Origin of the sequence: Dokdonella fugitiva, from assembly GCF_004342425.1 — a bacterium.
In the GTDB taxonomy this organism is placed as follows: Bacteria; Pseudomonadota; Gammaproteobacteria; order Xanthomonadales; family Rhodanobacteraceae; genus Dokdonella_A; species Dokdonella_A fugitiva.
The window spans coordinates 332045-350177 of record NZ_SLWQ01000002.1 but is presented as its reverse complement, the minus strand read 5'-3'; the positions used below and the strand labels follow the sequence as shown (position 1 = coordinate 350177).

General features: G+C 70.2%; 16 protein-coding genes. 7 read left to right on the top strand and 9 right to left on the bottom strand.

Annotation, left to right across the window (positions count from 1 at the left end):
• Nucleotides 1-138 precede the first annotated feature (138 nt).
• The 5 genes from EV148_RS05795 (at nt 139) to EV148_RS05775 (ending at nt 6358) form a co-directional block, all read left to right on the top strand.
• A complete protein-coding gene (locus EV148_RS05795; protein WP_131994870.1) occupies nt 139-3084 on the top strand; it encodes a bifunctional diguanylate cyclase/phosphodiesterase in 2946 nt (981 codons plus the stop codon).
• Nucleotides 3085-3163: 79 nt separating this feature from the next.
• Nucleotides 3164-4054 carry a methylisocitrate lyase gene (gene prpB, locus EV148_RS05790; RefSeq protein ID WP_131994867.1) on the top strand — a complete coding sequence of 297 codons (891 nt, stop codon included), beginning with the start codon at nt 3164-3166 and terminating at the stop codon, nt 4052-4054.
• 17 nt (nt 4055-4071) lie between these two features.
• Nucleotides 4072-4635 (top strand): hypothetical protein, encoded by a 564-nt coding sequence (locus tag EV148_RS05785; protein ID WP_131994864.1) that lies wholly within the window; start codon nt 4072-4074, stop codon nt 4633-4635.
• Nucleotides 4636-4675: 40 nt separating this feature from the next.
• Entirely contained in the window at nt 4676-5827 is a 1152-nt protein-coding gene (gene prpC / locus EV148_RS05780) for a bifunctional 2-methylcitrate synthase/citrate synthase (protein WP_131994861.1), read from the top strand.
• A gap of 54 nt (nt 5828-5881) precedes the next feature.
• Nucleotides 5882-6358, top strand: coding sequence for a hypothetical protein (locus EV148_RS05775; RefSeq protein ID WP_131994858.1), 477 nt, complete (start codon nt 5882-5884; stop codon nt 6356-6358).
• A gap of 129 nt (nt 6359-6487) precedes the next feature.
• Here the strand turns inward: EV148_RS05775 and EV148_RS05770 are convergent, their stop codons facing one another.
• The 7 genes from EV148_RS05770 to EV148_RS05740 form a co-directional block, all read right to left on the bottom strand.
• Nucleotides 6488-7099 (bottom strand): glutathione S-transferase family protein, encoded by a 612-nt coding sequence (locus EV148_RS05770; protein ID WP_131994855.1) that lies wholly within the window; start codon nt 7097-7099, stop codon nt 6488-6490.
• A gap of 78 nt (nt 7100-7177) precedes the next feature.
• Nucleotides 7178-7933: a M15 family metallopeptidase gene (locus EV148_RS05765; RefSeq protein ID WP_241987994.1), complete on the bottom strand. Its 756-nt coding sequence runs from the start codon at nt 7931-7933 to the stop codon at nt 7178-7180.
• A gap of 89 nt (nt 7934-8022) precedes the next feature.
• A complete protein-coding gene (locus EV148_RS05760; protein WP_131994849.1) occupies nt 8023-10035 on the bottom strand; it encodes an NADPH-dependent 2,4-dienoyl-CoA reductase in 2013 nt (670 codons plus the stop codon).
• Nucleotides 10036-10127: 92 nt separating this feature from the next.
• Nucleotides 10128-11414: a PP2C family protein-serine/threonine phosphatase gene (locus EV148_RS05755; protein WP_158287342.1), complete on the bottom strand. Its 1287-nt coding sequence runs from the start codon at nt 11412-11414 to the stop codon at nt 10128-10130.
• A 46-nt stretch (nt 11415-11460) separates the two neighbouring features.
• On the bottom strand, nt 11461-12477 hold the full coding sequence (locus EV148_RS05750; RefSeq protein ID WP_131994843.1) for a zinc-binding alcohol dehydrogenase family protein: 1017 nt from the start codon (nt 12475-12477) through the stop codon (nt 11461-11463).
• Nucleotides 12478-12612: 135 nt separating this feature from the next.
• The gene (gstA, locus tag EV148_RS05745; RefSeq protein ID WP_131994840.1) at nt 12613-13221 is read right to left on the bottom strand and encodes a glutathione transferase GstA; all 609 of its coding nucleotides are present in this window, start codon (nt 13219-13221) and stop codon (nt 12613-12615) included.
• 41 nt (nt 13222-13262) lie between these two features.
• Nucleotides 13263-13664, bottom strand: coding sequence for a DoxX family membrane protein (locus tag EV148_RS05740; protein WP_131994837.1), 402 nt, complete (start codon nt 13662-13664; stop codon nt 13263-13265).
• Between the two features lie 149 nt (nt 13665-13813).
• On the opposite strand from EV148_RS05740, the gene EV148_RS05735 reads away from it, so the two are divergent.
• A complete protein-coding gene (locus tag EV148_RS05735; protein WP_131994834.1) occupies nt 13814-14755 on the top strand; it encodes a LysR family transcriptional regulator in 942 nt (313 codons plus the stop codon).
• Nucleotides 14756-14761: 6 nt separating this feature from the next.
• Here the strand turns inward: EV148_RS05735 and EV148_RS05730 are convergent, their stop codons facing one another.
• Both EV148_RS05730 and EV148_RS05725 read right to left on the bottom strand, forming a co-directional pair.
• The gene (locus EV148_RS05730) at nt 14762-15796 is read right to left on the bottom strand and encodes an aldo/keto reductase (RefSeq protein ID WP_131994831.1); all 1035 of its coding nucleotides are present in this window, start codon (nt 15794-15796) and stop codon (nt 14762-14764) included.
• Nucleotides 15797-15822: 26 nt separating this feature from the next.
• Nucleotides 15823-17052, bottom strand: a complete 1230-nt coding sequence (locus EV148_RS05725; protein WP_131994828.1) for an MFS transporter — start codon at nt 17050-17052, stop codon at nt 15823-15825.
• Nucleotides 17053-17150: 98 nt separating this feature from the next.
• Between EV148_RS05725 and EV148_RS05720 the strand changes: the two genes are divergently transcribed.
• Entirely contained in the window at nt 17151-18092 is a 942-nt protein-coding gene (locus tag EV148_RS05720) for a LysR family transcriptional regulator (protein WP_131994825.1), read from the top strand.
• Nucleotides 18093-18133 lie beyond the last annotated feature (41 nt).

Below are 18133 nucleotides of genomic sequence, written 5' to 3'. Positions count from 1 at the left end.
TCGACCGGGTGCCGGGCCGTGATCGCGGTCGTCCCGGCGCGTCCACTATTGACACCTGCAGCGCCGCGCGCTGCACTGGTGGCGTCCTGCGGCGAAGGGGTGCCGCGGCCGCAGCCTGCCATGCACGGGCGGAGTCCCATGGTCCACTGTTCCACAAACCTGCCGTCGGGCGACGCGGTGCAGCTGGAGTGCCTACTGCGACTGGTCGAGCTGACCGCGCCGCGCGAAACCGCGCGGGCGATCGTGGACATGGTGCAGCGCCACTTCGGCTGCAGCGCGCGCGTCGTCATGTGGCTCGAGGACGTCGCGGAGGCGATCGGCATCGAGGGGGGCGGGCGCCCGGACCGGGCCGACATGCAGCGCGTCGCCGCGCTGATGGCCGGCGAGGAGCCGCTGCGCGTCGATGGCCGCCGCGTCGACGTGCGCCTCGACGACGATCGCGCCGCCCTGTTGCTGCTGTTCCCCAACGAGGTGTCGGCGCCCGTGCTCGACGCACTCGCGCCGTGCATGCGCCTCGCCGGCATCCACCTGCGCCGGGCCCTGCAGCTGCAGGACCTGCACGAATCACACAAGCAGCTCGAGCACTCCGAGGCACTGCAGCGCGCGCTGTTCGCGATCTCCGACCTCGCCGGTTCCGACCGCGACATGCCGGACCTGCTGCGCGGCATCCATCGCATCGTCAGCACGCTGATGTACGCGGAGAACTTCTTCATCGTCCGCTACGACGCGGAGAGCGACAGCTTGCGCTTCCTCTACTTCGCCGACGTCGAGGACAAGGAAGTGCCCGACACCTCGCGCGACATCCCGATGGAAAGCCTGCGCGGCACGCTGACCTGGCACCTCATCATCGAGGGCAGGGCGCTGATGGGCACGATGGACGAGCTGCGCAAGCAGGTCGCCGCGCCGCTGAAGCCGGTCGGCCCCGACAGCCACGACTGGCTCGGCGTGCCGATGCTGCGCAACGGCAAGGCGCGTGGCGCGCTCGTCGTGCAGAGTTACCGGGAGGGCCTGCGCTTCACGCCCGAGGATCGCGCCCTGCTCGAGTTCGTCGGCAGCCACATCCTCACCGCGCTCGAACGCAAGCGCAACCAGGAGGACCTCGAGCAGGAGGTGCGCCTGCGCACGCTCGAGCTGGCCGAGGCGAACCGCGGCCTGCAGCTCGAAGTACTCGAACGACAGCGCGCGGAGCGCCTGCAGGCGGCACTGTTCCACATTGCGCAGCTTGCCACCGCGGACATCGACGAGAACGAGTTCTACGAACGCCTGCATGCAGTGGTCGGCGAGCTGCTCAATGCCGAGAACTTCTTCATCGCGCTGCTCTCGGACGACCGCCGCATCCTGTCGTTCCCGTACTACGTCGATGCGGGTGCGCGCCGCACCGCGTCGCGCGAGGTCGGCCGTGGCCTCACCGAATACGTGCTGCGCACGGGCGTGGCGCTGCTCGGCGACAGTGAGCGCATCGCCGAGCTCGGCCGCCGGGGCGAGGTCGACCCGGCGCGCATCGGCCGCCCCGCGTTCTGCTGGCTCGGCGTGCCGCTGCGCGTCGACGACCAGCCGATCGGCGTCGTCGTCGTGCAGAGCTACACCGAGTCGGTGTCCTACGGCGCGGCCGACCAGGAACTGCTCAGCTTCGCCGCGCTGCAGATCGCCAACAGCATCCACCGCCGCCGTTCGGCCGCGACCCTGCAGCGCGCGAACGCGGAGCTCGAGCAACGCGTCGCCGAGCGTACGCGCGAGCTGAGCGAACAGATCCTGCAGCGCGAGCGCGCGCAGGACCAGCTCAAGCACCAGGTCATGCACGATGCCTTGACCGGCCTGCCCAACCGGGGCTTCCTGCGCGAGCGGCTCGACCACATCCTCGGTCGCCTGCGCGAGGAGCCGGGCCGGCGCTGTGCGTTGCTGTACCTCGACGTCGACCGATTCAAGGTCGTCAACGACAGCCTCGGCCACCTGGCCGGCGACGAGATGCTGAAGGCCGTCGCAGGCCGGTTGCTCAAGTGCGTGCGTGCGCCGGACATGGTCGCGCGCCTGTCCGGCGACGAGTTCGCGGTGCTCATCGAGGACGTCGGCGACCGCGCCGCGGCCGAAGACGTCGCGCGGCGCGTGCTCGACACGCTCGGGGTGCCGCTGCAGCTCGCCGGGCGCGAACTGGACCCGTCAGTGAGCATCGGCATCGCGATCGGCGACGGCAACTACATCGTCGCCGACGAACTGTTGCGCGACGCCGACATCGCGCTGTACCGCGCCAAGGAGCTCGGCCGCAAGCGCTACATGCTGTTCGACGACACGCTTGCGAAATCCGCGATCGACGTGCTCGCGATGGAGGGCGAACTGCGCCAGGCGCTGCGTCGCGGCGAATTCCAGCCGTATTTCCAGCCGTTCTGCCGCCTCGCCGACGGCGAGGTGGTCGGCTACGAGGCGCTCATGCGCTGGAACCATCCGCGCGACGGCGTGCTCGGCCCGGCCACGTTCCTGCGCGTCGCGCAGGACGGCGGCCACATCGAGGCGATCGACTGGCGCGTGTTCGAGGCCGCCTGCAGCGCAATCCAGCAACTGCACGGGACCCGGCCGTTCCTCACCATCAACGTCTCGGCCCTGCACCTGCAGCACGCCGACTTCGATCGCCGCCTCGTGCGCCTGCTCGAGCGCACCGGCCTCGATCCCGCACGCCTCATCATCGAGGTCACCGAGGGCTCGCTGCTCGACGACCCGGAGCGCGTGCGCGGCACGCTGGAGCGGCTGCGCGGGCTCGCCGTGGGCGCGGCGCTCGACGATTTCGGCACCGGCTATTCGTCGCTGAGCTACCTGCACTCGCTGCCGCTGCGCATGCTGAAGATCGACCGCTCGTTCGTGCACGCGCTCGACGAAGGCACGCCGGCGACGACCACCGTCGTCGCGGCGATCCTCGCGCTCGCGCGCGCGCTCGGCATCCAGGTCATCGCCGAGGGCATCGAGACGCCGGCGCAGCGCAATGCGTTGCTGCGCATGGGCTGCGAGTTCGGCCAGGGCTTCCTGCTCGGCCGCCCGGCGCCGATCGAGCGCTGGGCCGACGCGGTGCCCGCGGCGGTGGCCGGCGCCGGCTGAGGCACGACGTTCGGGTTGCGCGGGACCCGGGTGGGTTAAAATGCCGGGCTGGCGCATCGTCAGCATCCGGAGCACCCTCATGACCAGCCTTTCCGCCGGCGCGAAGTTCCGCGCAGCCGTCGCCGAAGAGCGGCCACTGCAGGTCGTCGGCGCGATCACCGCCTACGCCGGCCTCATGGCCAAGCGCGTGGGTTACAAGGCGCTGTACCTGTCCGGCGGTGGCGTGGCGGCGAATTCGCTCGGCATGCCGGACCTCGGCATCAGCACGATGGAAGACGTGCTCACCGACGCGCGCCGCATCGTCGACGCGACGCAGATGCCCCTGCTCGTCGACATCGACACGGGCTGGGGCGGCGCCTTCAACATCGCGCGCACGATCCGCTCGTTCGTCAACGCCGGCGTCGCCGCCGTGCACATGGAGGACCAGGTCGGGCAGAAGCGCTGCGGTCATCGGCCGGGCAAGGAAGTCGTGTCGAAGGACGAGATGGTCGACCGCGTGAAGGCGGCGGTCGACGCGCGTACCGACCCGACGTTCGTGATCATGGCGCGCACCGATGCGGCCGCGGTCGAGGGCATCGACGCGGCGATCGAGCGCGCGGTCGCCTACGTCGAGGCGGGCGCCGACATGATCTTCCCGGAAGCGATGCAGACGCTCGAGGACTACCGCCGCTTCCGCCGCGCGGTGAAGGTGCCGATCCTCGCCAATCTCACCGAGTTCGGTTCGACGCCGTTCTTCACCACCGGCGAGTTGCGTGGCGCCGAGGTCGACATCGCGCTGTACTGCTGCGGCGCGTATCGCGCGATGAACAAGGCGGCCCTGAACTTCTACGAGGCCGTGCGCCGCGACGGCACGCAGAAGGCCGTGGTACCGAGCATGCAGACGCGCGCGGAGCTGTACGATTTCCTCGGCTACCACGCCTACGAGCAGAAGCTCGACGCGCTGTTCGCCGGCGGGCGTTCGGACGGCTGACCGGCGGGCGACGATCGATGAGCGGTTCGCCGTCCCCCGGGCAGGCCCGTGCGCGCAACTGGGACGCGCTCGCTGCCGTGATCGCGTCGCTGGTCGGCGCGCTCGCGCTGCTCGTGTCCGGCTACACGGCCTACCTGCAGCGCAGCCAGGTGCGCGCGCAGGTGTGGCCCTATCTCATGCTCGCGAGCTACGACACGGAGAATTCGGTCAAGCTGCTCAACAAGGGCGTGGGGCCCGCGATCGTCAGGAGCGTGCGCGTACGCGTCGACGGCAAGCCGATGCGGACCTGGCGCGAGGTGACCGACGCGCTCGGCCTCGGCCATGTCCCGCTGCGCACCTCGACGATCGGCGGCAACGTGATCAGCGGCGGCGAGGTGGTGCCGATGCTCGTGCTCGGCGACGCCGACACCTATCACCGGTTCCGCGCCGCCAGCCGCGGCCACACCGCCGTCGACATCTGCTACTGCTCGACCCTCGACGAATGCTGGGCGTATGCGGCCGACGACCCGACCGCCCAGGCGATCCAGAAACCCGTCGATTCCTGCCCGGCACTTCCCGCTGCGGAAGCCTTCGGGGATTGACGCAAATGTGCATGCGAAAGAGCCATCACGAGAGAACACCATGACCGACACCGCCACGCCGTTCAAACCCAAGAAGTCCGTCGCCCTGTCCGGCGTCGCCGCCGGCAACACGGCGCTGTGCACGGTCGGTCGCAGCGGCAACGACCTGCACTACCGCGGCTACGACATCCTCGACGTCGCGACCACCTGCGAGTTCGAGGAGATCGCGCACCTGCTCGTGCACGGCAAGCTGCCCAACCGCGCGGAACTCGCCGGCTACAAGGCGAAGCTGAAGGCGCTGCGCGGCATCCCTGCCTCGGTGAAGGCCGTGCTGGAGCAGTTGCCGGCCTCGGCGCATCCGATGGACGTGATGCGCACGGGCGTTTCCGCGCTCGGTTGCGCGCTGCCGGAGAAGGACGACCACAACCATCCGGGGGCGCGCGACATCGCCGATCGCCTGATGGCCTCGCTCGGCTCGATCCTGCTCTACTGGTACCACTTCGCCGTGAACGGCAAGCGCATCGAGGTCGAGACCGACGACGACTCGATCGGCGGCCACTTCCTGCACCTGCTGCACGGCGAGAAGCCGAGCGCGCTGTGGGTGCGCGCGATGCACACCTCGCTGATCCTCTACGCCGAGCACGAGTTCAACGCGTCGACGTTCACCGCGCGCGTGATCGCCGGTACCGGCAGCGACATGTACTCGGCGATCGCCGGCGCGATCGGCGCGCTGCGCGGCCCCAAGCACGGCGGCGCCAACGAGGTCGCGTTCGAGATCCAGAAGCGCTACGACGCGCCTGACGAAGCCGAGGCGGACATCCGCGCGCGCGTCGAGCGCAAGGAGGTCGTGATCGGCTTCGGCCATCCCGTCTACACGATGAGCGACCCGCGCAACAAGGTGATCAAGGAGGTCGCGCGCGAGCTTTCGGCGGCGCAGCAGAACATGAAGATGTTCGACATCGCCGAGCGGCTCGAAGCGACCATGTGGGACATCAAGAAGATGTTCCCTAACCTCGACTGGTTCAGCGCGGTCAGCTACCACATGATGGGCGTGCCGACCGCGATGTTCACGCCGCTGTTCGTCATCGCGCGCACCTCCGGCTGGAGCGCGCACGTGGTGGAGCAGCGCATCGACGGCAAGATCATCCGCCCGAGCGCAAACTACACCGGGCCCGAGGACCTGGCCTTCGTGCCGATCGAAAAACGCCCTTGACGGATCGCTGCGCGCGGCGATACTGGAATCGAGAGCAGCCGCGCCGGGGGGCGCATGCAGGCAGCCATCGTCTACGCCAAGACCGAAGCCGGCCGTGCCGAAATCGGCACGCGCCAGCACAAGCTCGCATCACCCGTGCGCTCGTTGTTGCTGCTCGTCGACGGTCAGCGCGACATCGTGCAGCTGCGGCGCATCGGCGAAACCCTGCGCGCGCCCGCCGACGCGATCGACCAGCTCGCGACGCTCGGCCTGATCGCGCCGCTCGGTTCGGCCGCCGCGGCTCCCGAGCCGGCGTCGACGGTGCCTTCGCCGGCCGCACAGCGCTACATCACGCTGAGCGGCCTGATGTCGGAGGCGGTGAGGGAGCACCTCGGCCTGCGCGGCTTCATGACCCAGCTGCGCATCGAGCGCTGCGGCAGCGCGGACGAATTGCTCGCCCTGCTGCCTGACGTCACCGCCGCGATCGCGAAGGCGCGCAGCGCCGAATTCGCGCAGGAATGGGAACGCATCGTCCGCTCCGCCATCGCGTAGGGGGCGTCGTAGGGCTGGACGCAGCGAGCACGCCTCTGCCCATCGATGCGAGCGCATCCACCCGGGTCCCGCCGGGCGCTCGAAAAATGCCCGCCCGCAAGGCAGGAGCGCCGGCACGGCCACGAACCATCAGGCGGCTTCTTCCGCCAGCACCTTCCGCACCGCCGCGTCCGCCTCCATGCGCGCGACGAACTTCGCGAGGTTGTCGAGCCCGCCGAGGTCGATGTCCTGGCCCTTCGCCCAGCGCAGGGTCACGAACAGGTACGGATCGGCGATCGAGCGTTCGCCGGCGATCCATTCGCGCCCGGCGAGCTGCGCGTCTGCGCGTTCGAACAACACGCGCAGGCTCTTGCGCGCCGCGTCCTTGGTCCTCTCGATCGTCGCCGGATCTTCGAGATACGCGGTCGCGCCGAACAGCGGCTTGAATGCCGGATGCACGTCGGAATTGACGAATGCGAGCCAGCGGTTCACCTCGGCGCGGCCCTTCGGCGTGCCGTCGCCGCCGAGATTCGCTTCCGGGAAGCGGTCGGCCAGGTAGTTGAGGATCGCCGCGTTCTGCGTCAGCAACCAGCCGTCCTCTTCGAGTACGGGCACGGCGCCGGCCGGGTTGATGCGCTGCTTGTAGTCGGCACTCGCGCGCTCCTCGCGGCTCACGCGCTGCGTCTCGTACGGCTTGCCGATCCATTCCAGCACGATGTGGTCGGCGAGCGAGCACGCGCCGGGCGAGTAGTAGAGTTTCATGCGGGTCTCCATGGGTGAAAAACGGTGCGTGCCGCCGCCCGCTGCCGACGGGCAGCGAACCGGCGCTTGCCGGCGTGGTCAGGGCCTGGGCGTGATGTCCTCGAAACGGACGTTCTGGATCGCGTAGGCGCGCCAGCCGCGATAGTCGAAATGCCACCATTCGGTTGCATACACGCTGAACCCTTCCGCTTCCATGCGCCGGCGCAGCAGGTCGCGGCGTGCGCGTTGCGTGGCGGTTCCGCCGGCGTAGCCCGGGTAGGCGCGCTCGGTCATCTCGTCGTAGAGGCTCGGCATTTCGACCGCTTCGCCGCTCGCCAGGTCGTACAGGGTGAGGTCGACCGCGCAGCCGCGATTGTGGCGCGAGCCCTTGTCCGGATCGGCGACGAAGTCGTGCTTGTCGGCCGGCGTCGCGTCCCAGAACAGGCGCGTCACGTACCACGGCCGGTACGCGTCGTGCACGAGCAGGCCGTAGCCGTCGCGCGCGAGCGCATCGCCCACGCGCACGAGCGCCTCGGCCGCGGGGCGTTGCAGGAACGCCCGCGCCTCGCTGTACAGCGGCGTGCCGAGGAAGTTGCGCGAGCTCGCGTAGCGGATGTCGAGATGGATGCGCGGGTCGAGCCCGGCCAGCTCGACGAGGTCGGGGGCGCGGAATTCGCCACGCTCGACCGGTGGCTTCGCCGCAAGCGCGATCGGCAACAGCTCGGCGACCGGTCGCACCGGTTCGATGTGGAAATACGCTGCCGGCGCGGCAGGCTCGCGCGCGTGGGCGAACGCGGTGGCGCCAGCGCACAGGGCGAGCGCAAGGATGCGGATCGGCAGGGGGCGTGCGTGCACGGTCGTCCTCGACGGTGTGCCTGCATCATTCTGCCATACGCGCGCGCGCTGGATTCGCGCCTGCACCGATCGCCGGCGAGCGGCCGCGCTCACAGGCGTGCGGCGAGGCGCGTGCCCTGTTCGATCGCGCGCTTCGCATCGAGTTCGGCCGCGACGTCGGCGCCACCGATGAGGTGAACGCGCGCAGCGTCGCCGCCGAACGCCGCGTGCAGCGCGCGATTCGGTTCCTGGCCCGCGCAGACGACCACGGTGTCGACCGCGAGCACGCGCGCCTCGTCACCGGCGCGGATGTGCAATCCCTCGTCGTCGATGCGTTCGTAGGAAACGCCGCCGAGCATCGTCACGCGCTTCGCCGCGAGCGTCGCCCGGTGCACCCAGCCGGTGGTCTTGTTGAGGCGCTTGCCGGGCTTCCCCGGCGAGCGCTGCAGCAGCCAGACCTCGCGCGCAGGCGCTTCCGGTGCGGGTTTGGCGAGGCCCGCGCGCGCGCCAAGCGTCATGTCGACGCCCCATTCGCGCGTCCAGCGCGCCACGTCGGTAGTCGGCGACGGCGATGGTTCGACGAGGAATTCGGCGACGTCGAAGCCGATGCCGCCCGCGCCGATGATCGCGACGCGGGCACCGACCGACGCGCCGTGCAGCAGCACGTCGACGTAGCTGACGACGTTGGGCCGCTCGCTGCCCGGAATCGTGATCGCGCGCGGCGTCACGCCGGTCGCCAGCACGACCTCGTCGTAACCCTGCAGCTGCTCCGGCGTCGCGCGCGTGCCGAGGCGCAGCTCGATGCCATCGCGCTCGATGCGACGCGCGTAGTAGCGAAGCGTCTCGTGGAATTCCTCCTTGCCCGGGATCCGCTTGGCCATGTTGAACTGGCCGCCGATTTCGCCGGCCTGCTCGAACAGCGTGACCGCATGGCCGCGCTCGGCGAGCGTGGTCGCGCAGGCGAGGCCGGCCGGTCCGGCGCCGACGACGGCGATGCGCTTCTTCACGGTCGCAGGCGCGATCACGAGTTCGGTCTCATGGCACGCGCGCGGATTGACCAGGCAGCTCGCGCGCCGGTTCTCGAACACATGGTCGAGGCAGGCCTGGTTGCAGGCGATGCAGGTATTGATGTCGGCGACGCGATCCTCGCGCGCCTTGCGCACCCACTCGGGATCGGCGAGCAGCGGGCGCGCCATCGACACCATGTCGGCATCGCCCGCGGCGAGGATGCGCTCGGCGACCTCGGGCATGTTGATGCGGTTGGTGGTGACCAGCGGGATCCTCACTTCCGCCTTCATGCGCCGCGTAACCCAGGCGAAGCCCGCGCGCGGCACGCTCGTCACGATCGTCGGCACGCGCGCCTCGTGCCAGCCGATGCCGGTGTTGATGAGCGTCGCACCGGCCGCTTCGATCTTCTTCGCGAGCGCGACGATTTCGTCCCAGGCCTGGCCGCGCTCCACGAGGTCCAGCATCGACAGGCGATAGATGATGATGAAGTCGCGCCCGACCGCCGCGCGCATGCGCCGTATGATTTCGACCGGGAAACGCTGGCGATTCTCGACGCTGCCGCCCCATTCGTCCTCGCGCCGGTTCGTGCGCTCGGCGAGGAACTGGTTGATGAGATAACCCTCCGAACCCATGACTTCGACGCCGTCGTAGCCGGCATCCTGCGCCTTGCGCGCGCAAGCGACGAAGTCGTCGATCGTGCGCTCGACCCCGCGTGCCGACAGCGCGCGCGGCGTGAACGGCGTGATCGGCGACTTCACCTTCGATGGCGCGACCGACAGCGGGTGGTAGGCGTAGCGGCCCGCGTGGAGGATCTGCAGGCAGATGCGCCCGCCTTCGGCGTGCACCGCGCGCGTGATGCGCCGGTGCGGCGCGACCTGCCAGGGCATCGACAGGCGGCTCGCGAACGGCGTGAGCCAGCCGGCCATGCTCGGCGCGAAACCGCCGGTGACCATGAGGCCCACGCCACCGCGCGCGCGTTCGGCGAAGTACGCGGCGAGCTTGTCGAAGTCGCGCGCGCGATCCTCGAGGCCGGTGTGCATCGAACCCATGAGCACGCGGTTCGGCAGGGTCGTGAAACCGAGATCGAGCGGGGCGAACAGCGACGGGTAGCGCACGGGCGGCCTGGCGGATTCAAACGATCGTATGAAGATGCCCGGAATACGCGCCGCCGACAAGCGCCGGGCGCCCGCGGCCCGGGCGGCCGCGCTCAGTGCGCGATGCGCAGCACGACCAGGGTCTGGTCGTCGCTGCCCGCGTCGCTGCCCTGATGGGCGACGAGCCGCTCGCGCAGAAGCGCGAGCAGGGCATCGGCTTGCCGCGGCCCGGTGCGGACGAGTTCGGCGAGGCGTTGCTCGCCGAACGGCTCGCCGCTCGCGTCGCGCGCCTCGACCACGCCGTCGGTGTAGAGCACGAGGATGTCGCCGGACTCGACCTCGAAGCTCTCGTTCTGCCAGGCATGCTCGCGCAGTACGCCGAGCGGGATCTGCGTGCCGGCGCCGTGGCGCAGGATGCGGTCGCCGCGTCGTTGCAGCAGTGGCGGGTGGCCGGCATCGACGAAGGTCGCGCGGCGCAGGTCCGGGCGGTAGAGCAGCGCGAACGCGGTGAGGAAATGGCCACGGCTGCGCCGCGAAAAGAAATGGCGGTTGGCGTAGGTGAGCGCGCCGGCGGGCCCGGCGTCCTCGTCGCCGTCGTAGGTGCGCAGGATCGCGTCGAACTGCACCGCTTCCATCGCCGCGGCGGCGCCGTGGCCGGAGACGTCGGCGAGCATGAGCGCCCAGATGTCGGCGCCCGGATCGACGAAATCGGCCGGCGCGTACTGCGTGAGCGGCATGAGGTCGTAGTAGTCGCCGGCGGCGGTCTCGGCCGGTTGCCAGTGCGCCGCGTATTCGAGGCCGCGGATCACCGGATCGTCCGGCAGCAGCAGGCGCTGCACGTCGGCGATGCCCTCGATCGCCCTGCGCTGGCGCACCGTCTCGTCGCGCAGCGCGCGCGTCGCGAGCGGACGCACGATGAGGTTCGCGGCGAGGTTGACATCGGCGAGCCAGGCGGCGAGATCGAGGGCATCGAAACGGGTTGCGTCGGTGCTGCCGAACGCGAGCCAATGGCGCACCACGCCTGCGTTCGCGACGGGCACGCCGAGCACGGCCGCCGGTGCGCCGAGCGCCCGGGCGAGCGGCGTGCCGGCGAGCGCAGCATCGACACGGACGATGCGCGGCTCGCGTCGCGCGAGCAGCGTCGCCGCGAGCGCATCGTCGAATGGGGGCGTGCGGTCGTGCTGGCCGAGCGGATCGACATTCGCGATCCGCTCGACCCCGGCGTCATCGACGAGACCGGCGATGCGGCACCGGCCCGCCGGGTAGCCCGCCACCTGCAGCAGCGCCAGCGAACAGCGCGGCAGCGCGGTGGCGAAATGCGCGTGCAGGGTGCGCAGCGCGGCGACGGAATCACCGTCGAACGCGCCGAGCGCGAGCATCTGGTCGAGCGTGATCGGCATCGCTCGATTGTCGGCGACGACACGCCCGCGCGCGAGCCGCATCGCGTCACCAGCCGGAAAGGACCAGCTTGCCGATCGTCGTGCCGGATTCGAGGCGGCGGTGCGCTTCGCGCAGGTTCGCTGCATTGATCGGCGAGAGCGTGTCGCCGAGCGTGCCGACCAGTTCACCCGCGTCGACGAGCGCGGCGACGCGTTCCAGGATGCGTCCCTGCTCGGCCATGTCGGCGGTATGGAAGCGTGGCCTCGCGAACATCATTTCCCAGTGGATGCCGATGCACTTGGCCTTGTAGGGATCGCCGATCTTCAGTGCGCCGCGGGGTTCGACGATGAGGCCGACGTGGCCTTGCGGCGCGAGCAGCGCGCCGAGTTCGTCCCAATAGCGGTCGGTGTCGGCGAGGTTGACCGCGGCGTCGATCGCTTCGAAGCCGAGCGCGGCGAGCTGCGGCGTGAGCGGCTGGCGGTGGTCGATGACATGGTGCGCGCCAAGGCGCTGGCACCAGGCGATCGTTTCCGGTCGCGATGCGGTCGCGATGACGATGAAACCCGCGCGCCGCGCGAGCTGGATCGCGATCGAACCGACGCCACCCGCGCCACCGATGACGAGCAGCGACTTGCCGGCACCGCCGTCGTCGGCATCGAACGGCATGCGCTGGAACAGCAGTTCCCATGCGGTGATCGCGGTGAGCGGCAGGGCCGCGGCCGCGGCGAAGTCGAGCGTCGCCGGCTTGCGCGCGACGATGCGCTCGTCGACGAGCTGGAACTGTGCATTGCTGCCCGCGCGCGTGACGTCGCCCGCGTAGTACACCGCATCGCCGACGCGCACCTGCGTCACCGCATCGCCGATCGCTTCGACCACGCCCGCGGCGTCGTAGCCGAGCACCTTCGGCTCCGCTTCGACCTGTGGCCTGGGCGCGCGCAGCTTGGTGTCGACCGGGTTGACCGATACCGCTTCGACGCGCACGAGGATGTCGCGTCCATGCGGCTCGGGGCGTGGCAGCTCGACATCGACGAGTGACTGGGGGTCGTCGATCGGCAGGTAGCGGGTGAGGGCAACGGCTTTCATGCGCGTGTCTCCAGGGCTTCGAGGTGAACCCACGATAGGCGCGCGCGCCGCCGTGAAAAAGGCGGCACGCGCCGAATCATTCTCAAGGATTCGTGAAGAATGCGCGCCGCAGGAGGTTGCGGCGCGCCGGGGACGTCAGCGCGCGAGGCCCTCCGCGGCGAGCGCGGCCTTGACCATCGGCCGCGCCGCGACGCGCGCGCGGAATGCGACGAGGTTGGGGAACGGCGCGAGGTCGAGGCCGACGAAACCCGACCAGCCGCTCACGACGAACAGGTACGCGTCGGCGATCGTGAACTCCTTGCCGGTGAGGAACGGCGTCGCGGCGAGTGCCCGCTCGACGATCGCGAGGCGTTGCGCGAGCAGGGCGAGCGCCTGCTGCTTGTACTCGGCCGGCGTGTCCGGCTTGAACAGCGGCGAATAGCCCTTGTGCAGCTCGCTCGTGACGAAGTTGAGCCACGACTGCAGCCGGTAGCGTTCGAAGCTGCCGTGCGCGGGCGCGAGGCCGCTCGCGGGCGCATGGTCGGCGATGTACTGCAGGATCGCCGGCCCTTCGGTGAGAACGACGCCGGGTTCGATCTCGAGCGCAGGCACGTAGCCGGCCGGGCTGATCGCGTGGAAGTCGCGATCGTCCTCGGTGCGCTGGGCTGCGAGATCGACCTTCACGAGCTCGAACGCGAGTCCGGCTTCGCGCAGCGCGATGTGCGGGGCCTGCGAGCACAGGCCGGGACCGTAGTAGAGACGCATGGATGACTCCTCGTTGGACGTGGAATGAAGGCGGCTGCGGATCAGGTCGCGGCCATTGCGGGGCGGCGCGACGCGGCGAACGCGCCCGGGCCGAGCAGCGCCTGCGCGAACGAGACGATCGCGATGAACAGCGGGTATTCCCAGCCGCCGCCTTCGTTGGCGAACTCCCAGCCATTGGCCGCGTGAGGCAGGATCGCGCCGAGCGCGATGAGGCCGAGCACGACGGCGACCGGCCGCACGCATGTGCCGGCCAGCAGCGCGAGGCCGCCGAGCAGTTCGGCTGCGAAGACCGGGTAGACGAGCGGGCCGGGCAGGCCGTGCTGCTCGAACCAGATGACGGTGCCGGGCAGCGTGAACACGGCGAGCTTGAGCAGGGCGTGGGCCAGGAACAGCACGCCGAGGGCGAGGCGCAGCAGGGCGGCGCCGAGAGCGGGGGAATGCATCGTGAAGCTTCCTGTGAATGCCGGCGCTGCCGGCGGTGCGCACAAGCTAGTGATTGCCGTGTTGCACGTAAATCAGTGAATAAGGCAATCCTGATTTGCAATCATGCAAACATTGATGCGATGCTCCGGGTAGCCGGGATCACGCTGCCATGTTCGACTGGAATGATCTGCGCCACCTGCTCGCGATCGCGCGCGGCGGCAACCTCGCCGCGGCCGCGCGCAGCCTGTCGGTGAACCACTCGACGGTGTTCCGTCGCCTCGCTGCGTTCGAGGACGCGCTCGGCGTGCGCCTGTTCGAGCGCCTGCCCGAGGGTTACGTGCTCACCGCCGAAGGCGAGACGATCCGCGCGCATGCGGAAGCGGTCGAGCGGTCGATCCACGCGCTCGAGCGCGCAGTCGCCGGCAGCGACTTCCGCCTGTCCGGCGACGTGCGCATCACGACCGCGCCCAATCTCGCGAGCAACTACATCGCGCGCTACCTGCCTGCGTTCCGCGCGCTGCATCCGGACATCCGCGTCGAGATCGCCGCGGCCGACAGCGACTTCGATCTCGCGCGCCGCGAGGCCGACCTCGCGCTGCGCGCGACGACGCAGCCGCCCGACTATCTCGTCGGGCGCAAGGTGGTCGACCTGCCGTGGCTGGCCTGCGCCAGCCGCGACTACCTCGCCAGACACGGGCGCCCACGCACGACCGATGAGCTCGCCGCGCATGCGCTGATCGGCGCCGATGCGCGCTTCGCGCGCCTGCCGGTGTTCGCGTGGCTGCATGCGCGGCATCCGTACGAACGCTTCGTCACGCGCGCGGGCGACCTCAACACGATGGCTGCACTCGCCGGCGCCGGCCTCGGCATCGCCTTGCTACCCGCCGATCAGGCCGACGCGTCGCTCGTGCAGCTGTTCGCGGTCGAGCCGCCGTTCGCGTCACCGCTGTGGCTGCTGACCCATCCGGACCTGCGCCACGTCGCGCGCATCAAGGCGCTCGCCGATTTCCTCCACGAGCGCCTGCGCGAGGATCCGCGCCTGCGCGCTCACGCGATCGTCACCGCAGGCAAGCCGGCGCCGAGGGTGCGCGGCGCGCGGCGCGCGCGCTGAGGCAGCTCAGACCGGCGGCGGGTTGCGTTCGGCGAAGCCGGCCTGGTGCCAGTACGGGTAGTACGGATACGCAGTGGTTCTGTGGCTCGCTTCGTCGAGCCGCGCGACCTGCTCCGGCGTGAGGTTCCAGCCGACCGCGCCGAGGTTCTGCTTCAGCTGCTCCTCGTCGCGTGCGCCGATGATCACGCTCGACACGGTCGGCCGCTGCAGCAGCCAGTTGATCGCGATCTGCGGGATCGTCTTGCCCGTTTCCGCGGCGATGCCGTCGAGCGCGTCGACGACGCGGTAGAGCTGCTCGTCGTCGACCGGCGGTCCGAACTCCGCGCTGCCATGGAGGCGGCTGTTCGCCGGCAACGGCTGCCCGCGGCGGATCCTGCCGGTGAGACGGCCCCAGCCGAGCGGGCTCCACACGATCGCGCCGACGCCCTGGTCGAGGCCGAGCGGCATGAGTTCCCACTCGTAGTCGCGGCCGATCAGCGAGTAGTAGGTCTGGTTGGCGACGTAGCGCGACCAGCCGTGGCGATCGGCGATGGCGAGCGACTTCATGAGGTGCCAGCCGGAGAAGTTGGACACGCCGAGGTAGCGGATCTTGCCCGCGCGCACGAGGTCGTCGAGTGTCGATACGGTTTCCTCGATCGGCGTCTTCGCGTCGAAGCCGTGCAGCTGGAACAGGTCGATGTAGTCGCTGCCAAGGCGCTGCAGCGCGGCGTCGATCGCGCGGATGAGGTGGAAACGCGAGGAGCCGACGTCGTTCGGGCCGTCGCCGCTGCGGAACGTCGCCTTGGTCGAGATCAGCACCTTGTCGCGCCGGCCCTTGATCGCGGCGCCGAGGATCGATTCCGATGCGCCGCTGGAGTAGACGTCGGCGCTGTCGAACAGCGTGAGGCCGGCGTCGAGGCAGATGTCGACGAGGCGCTTCGCGCCGGTGACATCGGTATTGCCCCAGGCGCCGAACAGCTTGCCTTCGCCGCCGAACGTGCCAGTGCCGAAGCTGAGCACGGGGACCTTGAAGCCGGAGCGGCCGAGATGACGGTATTCCATTGCGAATCTCCGAAAGGGGTGCGGAATCAGTGTGCGCTGCACGGCGCCGCGTGTGCGTGCGGCGGCGTGGCCAGGGTCGCGCGCCGTCCGCGCGCAACGGCGAGCGCAGCGACGCCGAGGCCGGCGAGCGTGACGAGCGCGGCGCTCGGGCCGAGCGCCGCGAAGCCCGCACCCTGGTCGATGACGACGCCGCCGAGCCAGGCGCCGAACGCGTTGCCGAGGTTGAATGCGCCGATGTTGAGGCTCGAGGCGAGCGATTCGCCGCCGCGCGCGGCATGCAGCACCGACGCCTGCAGCGGCGCGACGATCGCGAACGCGGCGACGCCGAGCAGGCCGACGCCGAACGCCGCGGAGGCCGGCGAGTGGATCGCCAGGCCGAAGCCGAGCTCGACCAGGGCGAGCACGCCGAGCGTGCCGATGAGCGCGCCGCGCAACGAGCGGTCGGCGAAACGCCCGCCGAGCATGTTGCCGGCGATCATGCCGACGCCGAACAGCAGCAGGATCGGCGAGACGGCGGCTGCGGAAAAACCCGCGACATCGATCAGCGCCGGCTGCACGTAGGTGTAGACGGTGAACACGCCGGCGAAACCGAGCGTGGTCGTGAGCAGCGCGAGCAGCACCGGCGCACTGCGCACGGCAGCGAATTCGCGCCGCACGTCGAGCGCCTGCGCCGACGGCTCGCGCGGCACCAGCGCGAACACGATCGCAGTCGCGGCGACGCCGATCGCGGTCACCGCCCAGAACGTCGCACGCCAGCCGAATTGCACGCCGAGCCACGCACCCGCGGGCACGCCGAGCAGGGTCGCGACGGTGAGCCCCGTGAACATCACCGAGATCGCCGAAGCACGGCGCTCCGCGGCGACGAGGCCGGTCGCGACGACCGCGCCGACGCCGAAGAACGTGCCATGGGCGAGCGAGGTGAGGATGCGCGCGGCCATCAACAACGCGTAATTCGGCGCGAGCGCGCAGGCGAGGTTGCCGAGCGTGAACACGAGCATGAGCGCGAGCAGGACCTGCTTGCGCGGCATGCGCGCGGTCGCGACGGTGAGCAGCGGCGCACCGAGGAACACGCCGAGCGCGTAGCCGGAGATGAGCAGGCCGGCGCTCGCGATCGTCACGCGCAGGTCGGCCGCGACCTGCTGCAGCAGGCCCATGATCACGAACTCGGTCGTGCCGATGCCGAATGCGCCCGCGGCGAGCGCATACAGCGCGAGCGGCAGGCGTGGGCGGGCAGGGGATGGTGCAGGCAGGGACATCGGCTGGCTCGTTGGAATGCGGAGGCCGGCAGCTTAGGTCCACGCAGGCCGGTGAAAAACCTTTGATATGGACAAGGACTTTCTCCAAAGTATTGAGAATGGATCGCCTCGACGACATCGCCCTGTTCCTGCGCGTGCTCGACCTCGGCTCGATCAGCGCGGCCGCGCGCAGCCTGGACCTGTCGGTCGCGCTGGCAAGCCAGCGCCTCAAGCGGCTCGAACAGCAATTGGGCGTGCGCCTGCTGCACCGGACCACGCGGCGCCTGCATCCGACCGCCGAAGGCACCGCGCTCGCCGAGCGTGGGCGTGCGCTCGTCGACGACCTCGAGGCGCTCACCGGCGAACTGCGTCGCGGCGGCGGCGAGGCTTCCGGCACGCTGCGCCTGACCGCGTCGGCCTCGTTCGGCCGCCAGTACCTGTCGCCGCTGCTGCCCACGTTCCTCGCGCGCTATCCGAACGTGCGCATCAACCTCGACCTCAGCGACCTCATGAAGGACCTCGTGAGCTCGGGCTACGATCTCGCCGTGCGCATCGGTGCACTCGAGGATTCCAACCTCGTCGCGCGCAGGATCGCGACGAACCGCCGCGTGCTGTGCGCCTCGCCCGCCTACCTGGACAGGCATGGGGCGCCGCAGGTGCCCGAGGACCTCGAACGGCACGAATGCCTCGTGCTCGTCGGCAGCCAGGGCCGCCAGGACGTATGGCGCATGCGCGATCCGGACGGTCGCGACGTCGCGGTGCGCGTCGGCGGGCGCTTCGAATGCAATTTCGGCGAGGCGCTGCGCGACGCCGCGGTCGGCGGCCTCGGCATCGCCCTGCATTCGACCTGGCACGTTTGCGAGGACCTGCGCAGCGGTCGCCTGCGCCAGGTGTTGCCGGCCTGCACGCTCGCCGAATCGGGCATCCATGCCGTGATGCCGCAACGTCGGCTCGTGCCCCTGCGCGTGCGCGCGTTCATCGATTTCCTCTGCGAGCAATTGGCCGAGCCACCGTGGGAACGAGGCGTCGCGCCGCCGCGATCGCCGCGGCGGCGCGACTGACGAGGCGTGCTGCCAGCCGGCTCGCGCGCGATGTGATCGAG

Coding starts and splice junctions, on each gene's coding strand:
- EV148_RS05795 (WP_131994870.1), top strand. CDS start 139: ATGGTCCACTGTTCCACAAACCTGCCGTCGGGCGACGCGGTGCAGCTG.
- prpB (WP_131994867.1), top strand. CDS start 3,164: ATGACCAGCCTTTCCGCCGGCGCGAAGTTCCGCGCAGCCGTCGCCGAA.
- EV148_RS05785 (WP_131994864.1), top strand. CDS start 4,072: ATGAGCGGTTCGCCGTCCCCCGGGCAGGCCCGTGCGCGCAACTGGGAC.
- prpC (WP_131994861.1), top strand. CDS start 4,676: ATGACCGACACCGCCACGCCGTTCAAACCCAAGAAGTCCGTCGCCCTG.
- EV148_RS05775 (WP_131994858.1), top strand. CDS start 5,882: ATGCAGGCAGCCATCGTCTACGCCAAGACCGAAGCCGGCCGTGCCGAA.
- EV148_RS05770 (WP_131994855.1), bottom strand. CDS start 7,099: ATGAAACTCTACTACTCGCCCGGCGCGTGCTCGCTCGCCGACCACATC.
- EV148_RS05755 (WP_158287342.1), bottom strand. CDS start 11,414: ATGCCGATCACGCTCGACCAGATGCTCGCGCTCGGCGCGTTCGACGGT.
- EV148_RS05750 (WP_131994843.1), bottom strand. CDS start 12,477: ATGAAAGCCGTTGCCCTCACCCGCTACCTGCCGATCGACGACCCCCAG.
- gstA (WP_131994840.1), bottom strand. CDS start 13,221: ATGCGTCTCTACTACGGTCCCGGCCTGTGCTCGCAGGCCCCGCACATC.
- EV148_RS05740 (WP_131994837.1), bottom strand. CDS start 13,664: ATGCATTCCCCCGCTCTCGGCGCCGCCCTGCTGCGCCTCGCCCTCGGC.
- EV148_RS05735 (WP_131994834.1), top strand. CDS start 13,814: ATGTTCGACTGGAATGATCTGCGCCACCTGCTCGCGATCGCGCGCGGC.
- EV148_RS05730 (WP_131994831.1), bottom strand. CDS start 15,796: ATGGAATACCGTCATCTCGGCCGCTCCGGCTTCAAGGTCCCCGTGCTC.
- EV148_RS05725 (WP_131994828.1), bottom strand. CDS start 17,052: ATGTCCCTGCCTGCACCATCCCCTGCCCGCCCACGCCTGCCGCTCGCG.
- EV148_RS05720 (WP_131994825.1), top strand. CDS start 17,151: ATGGATCGCCTCGACGACATCGCCCTGTTCCTGCGCGTGCTCGACCTC.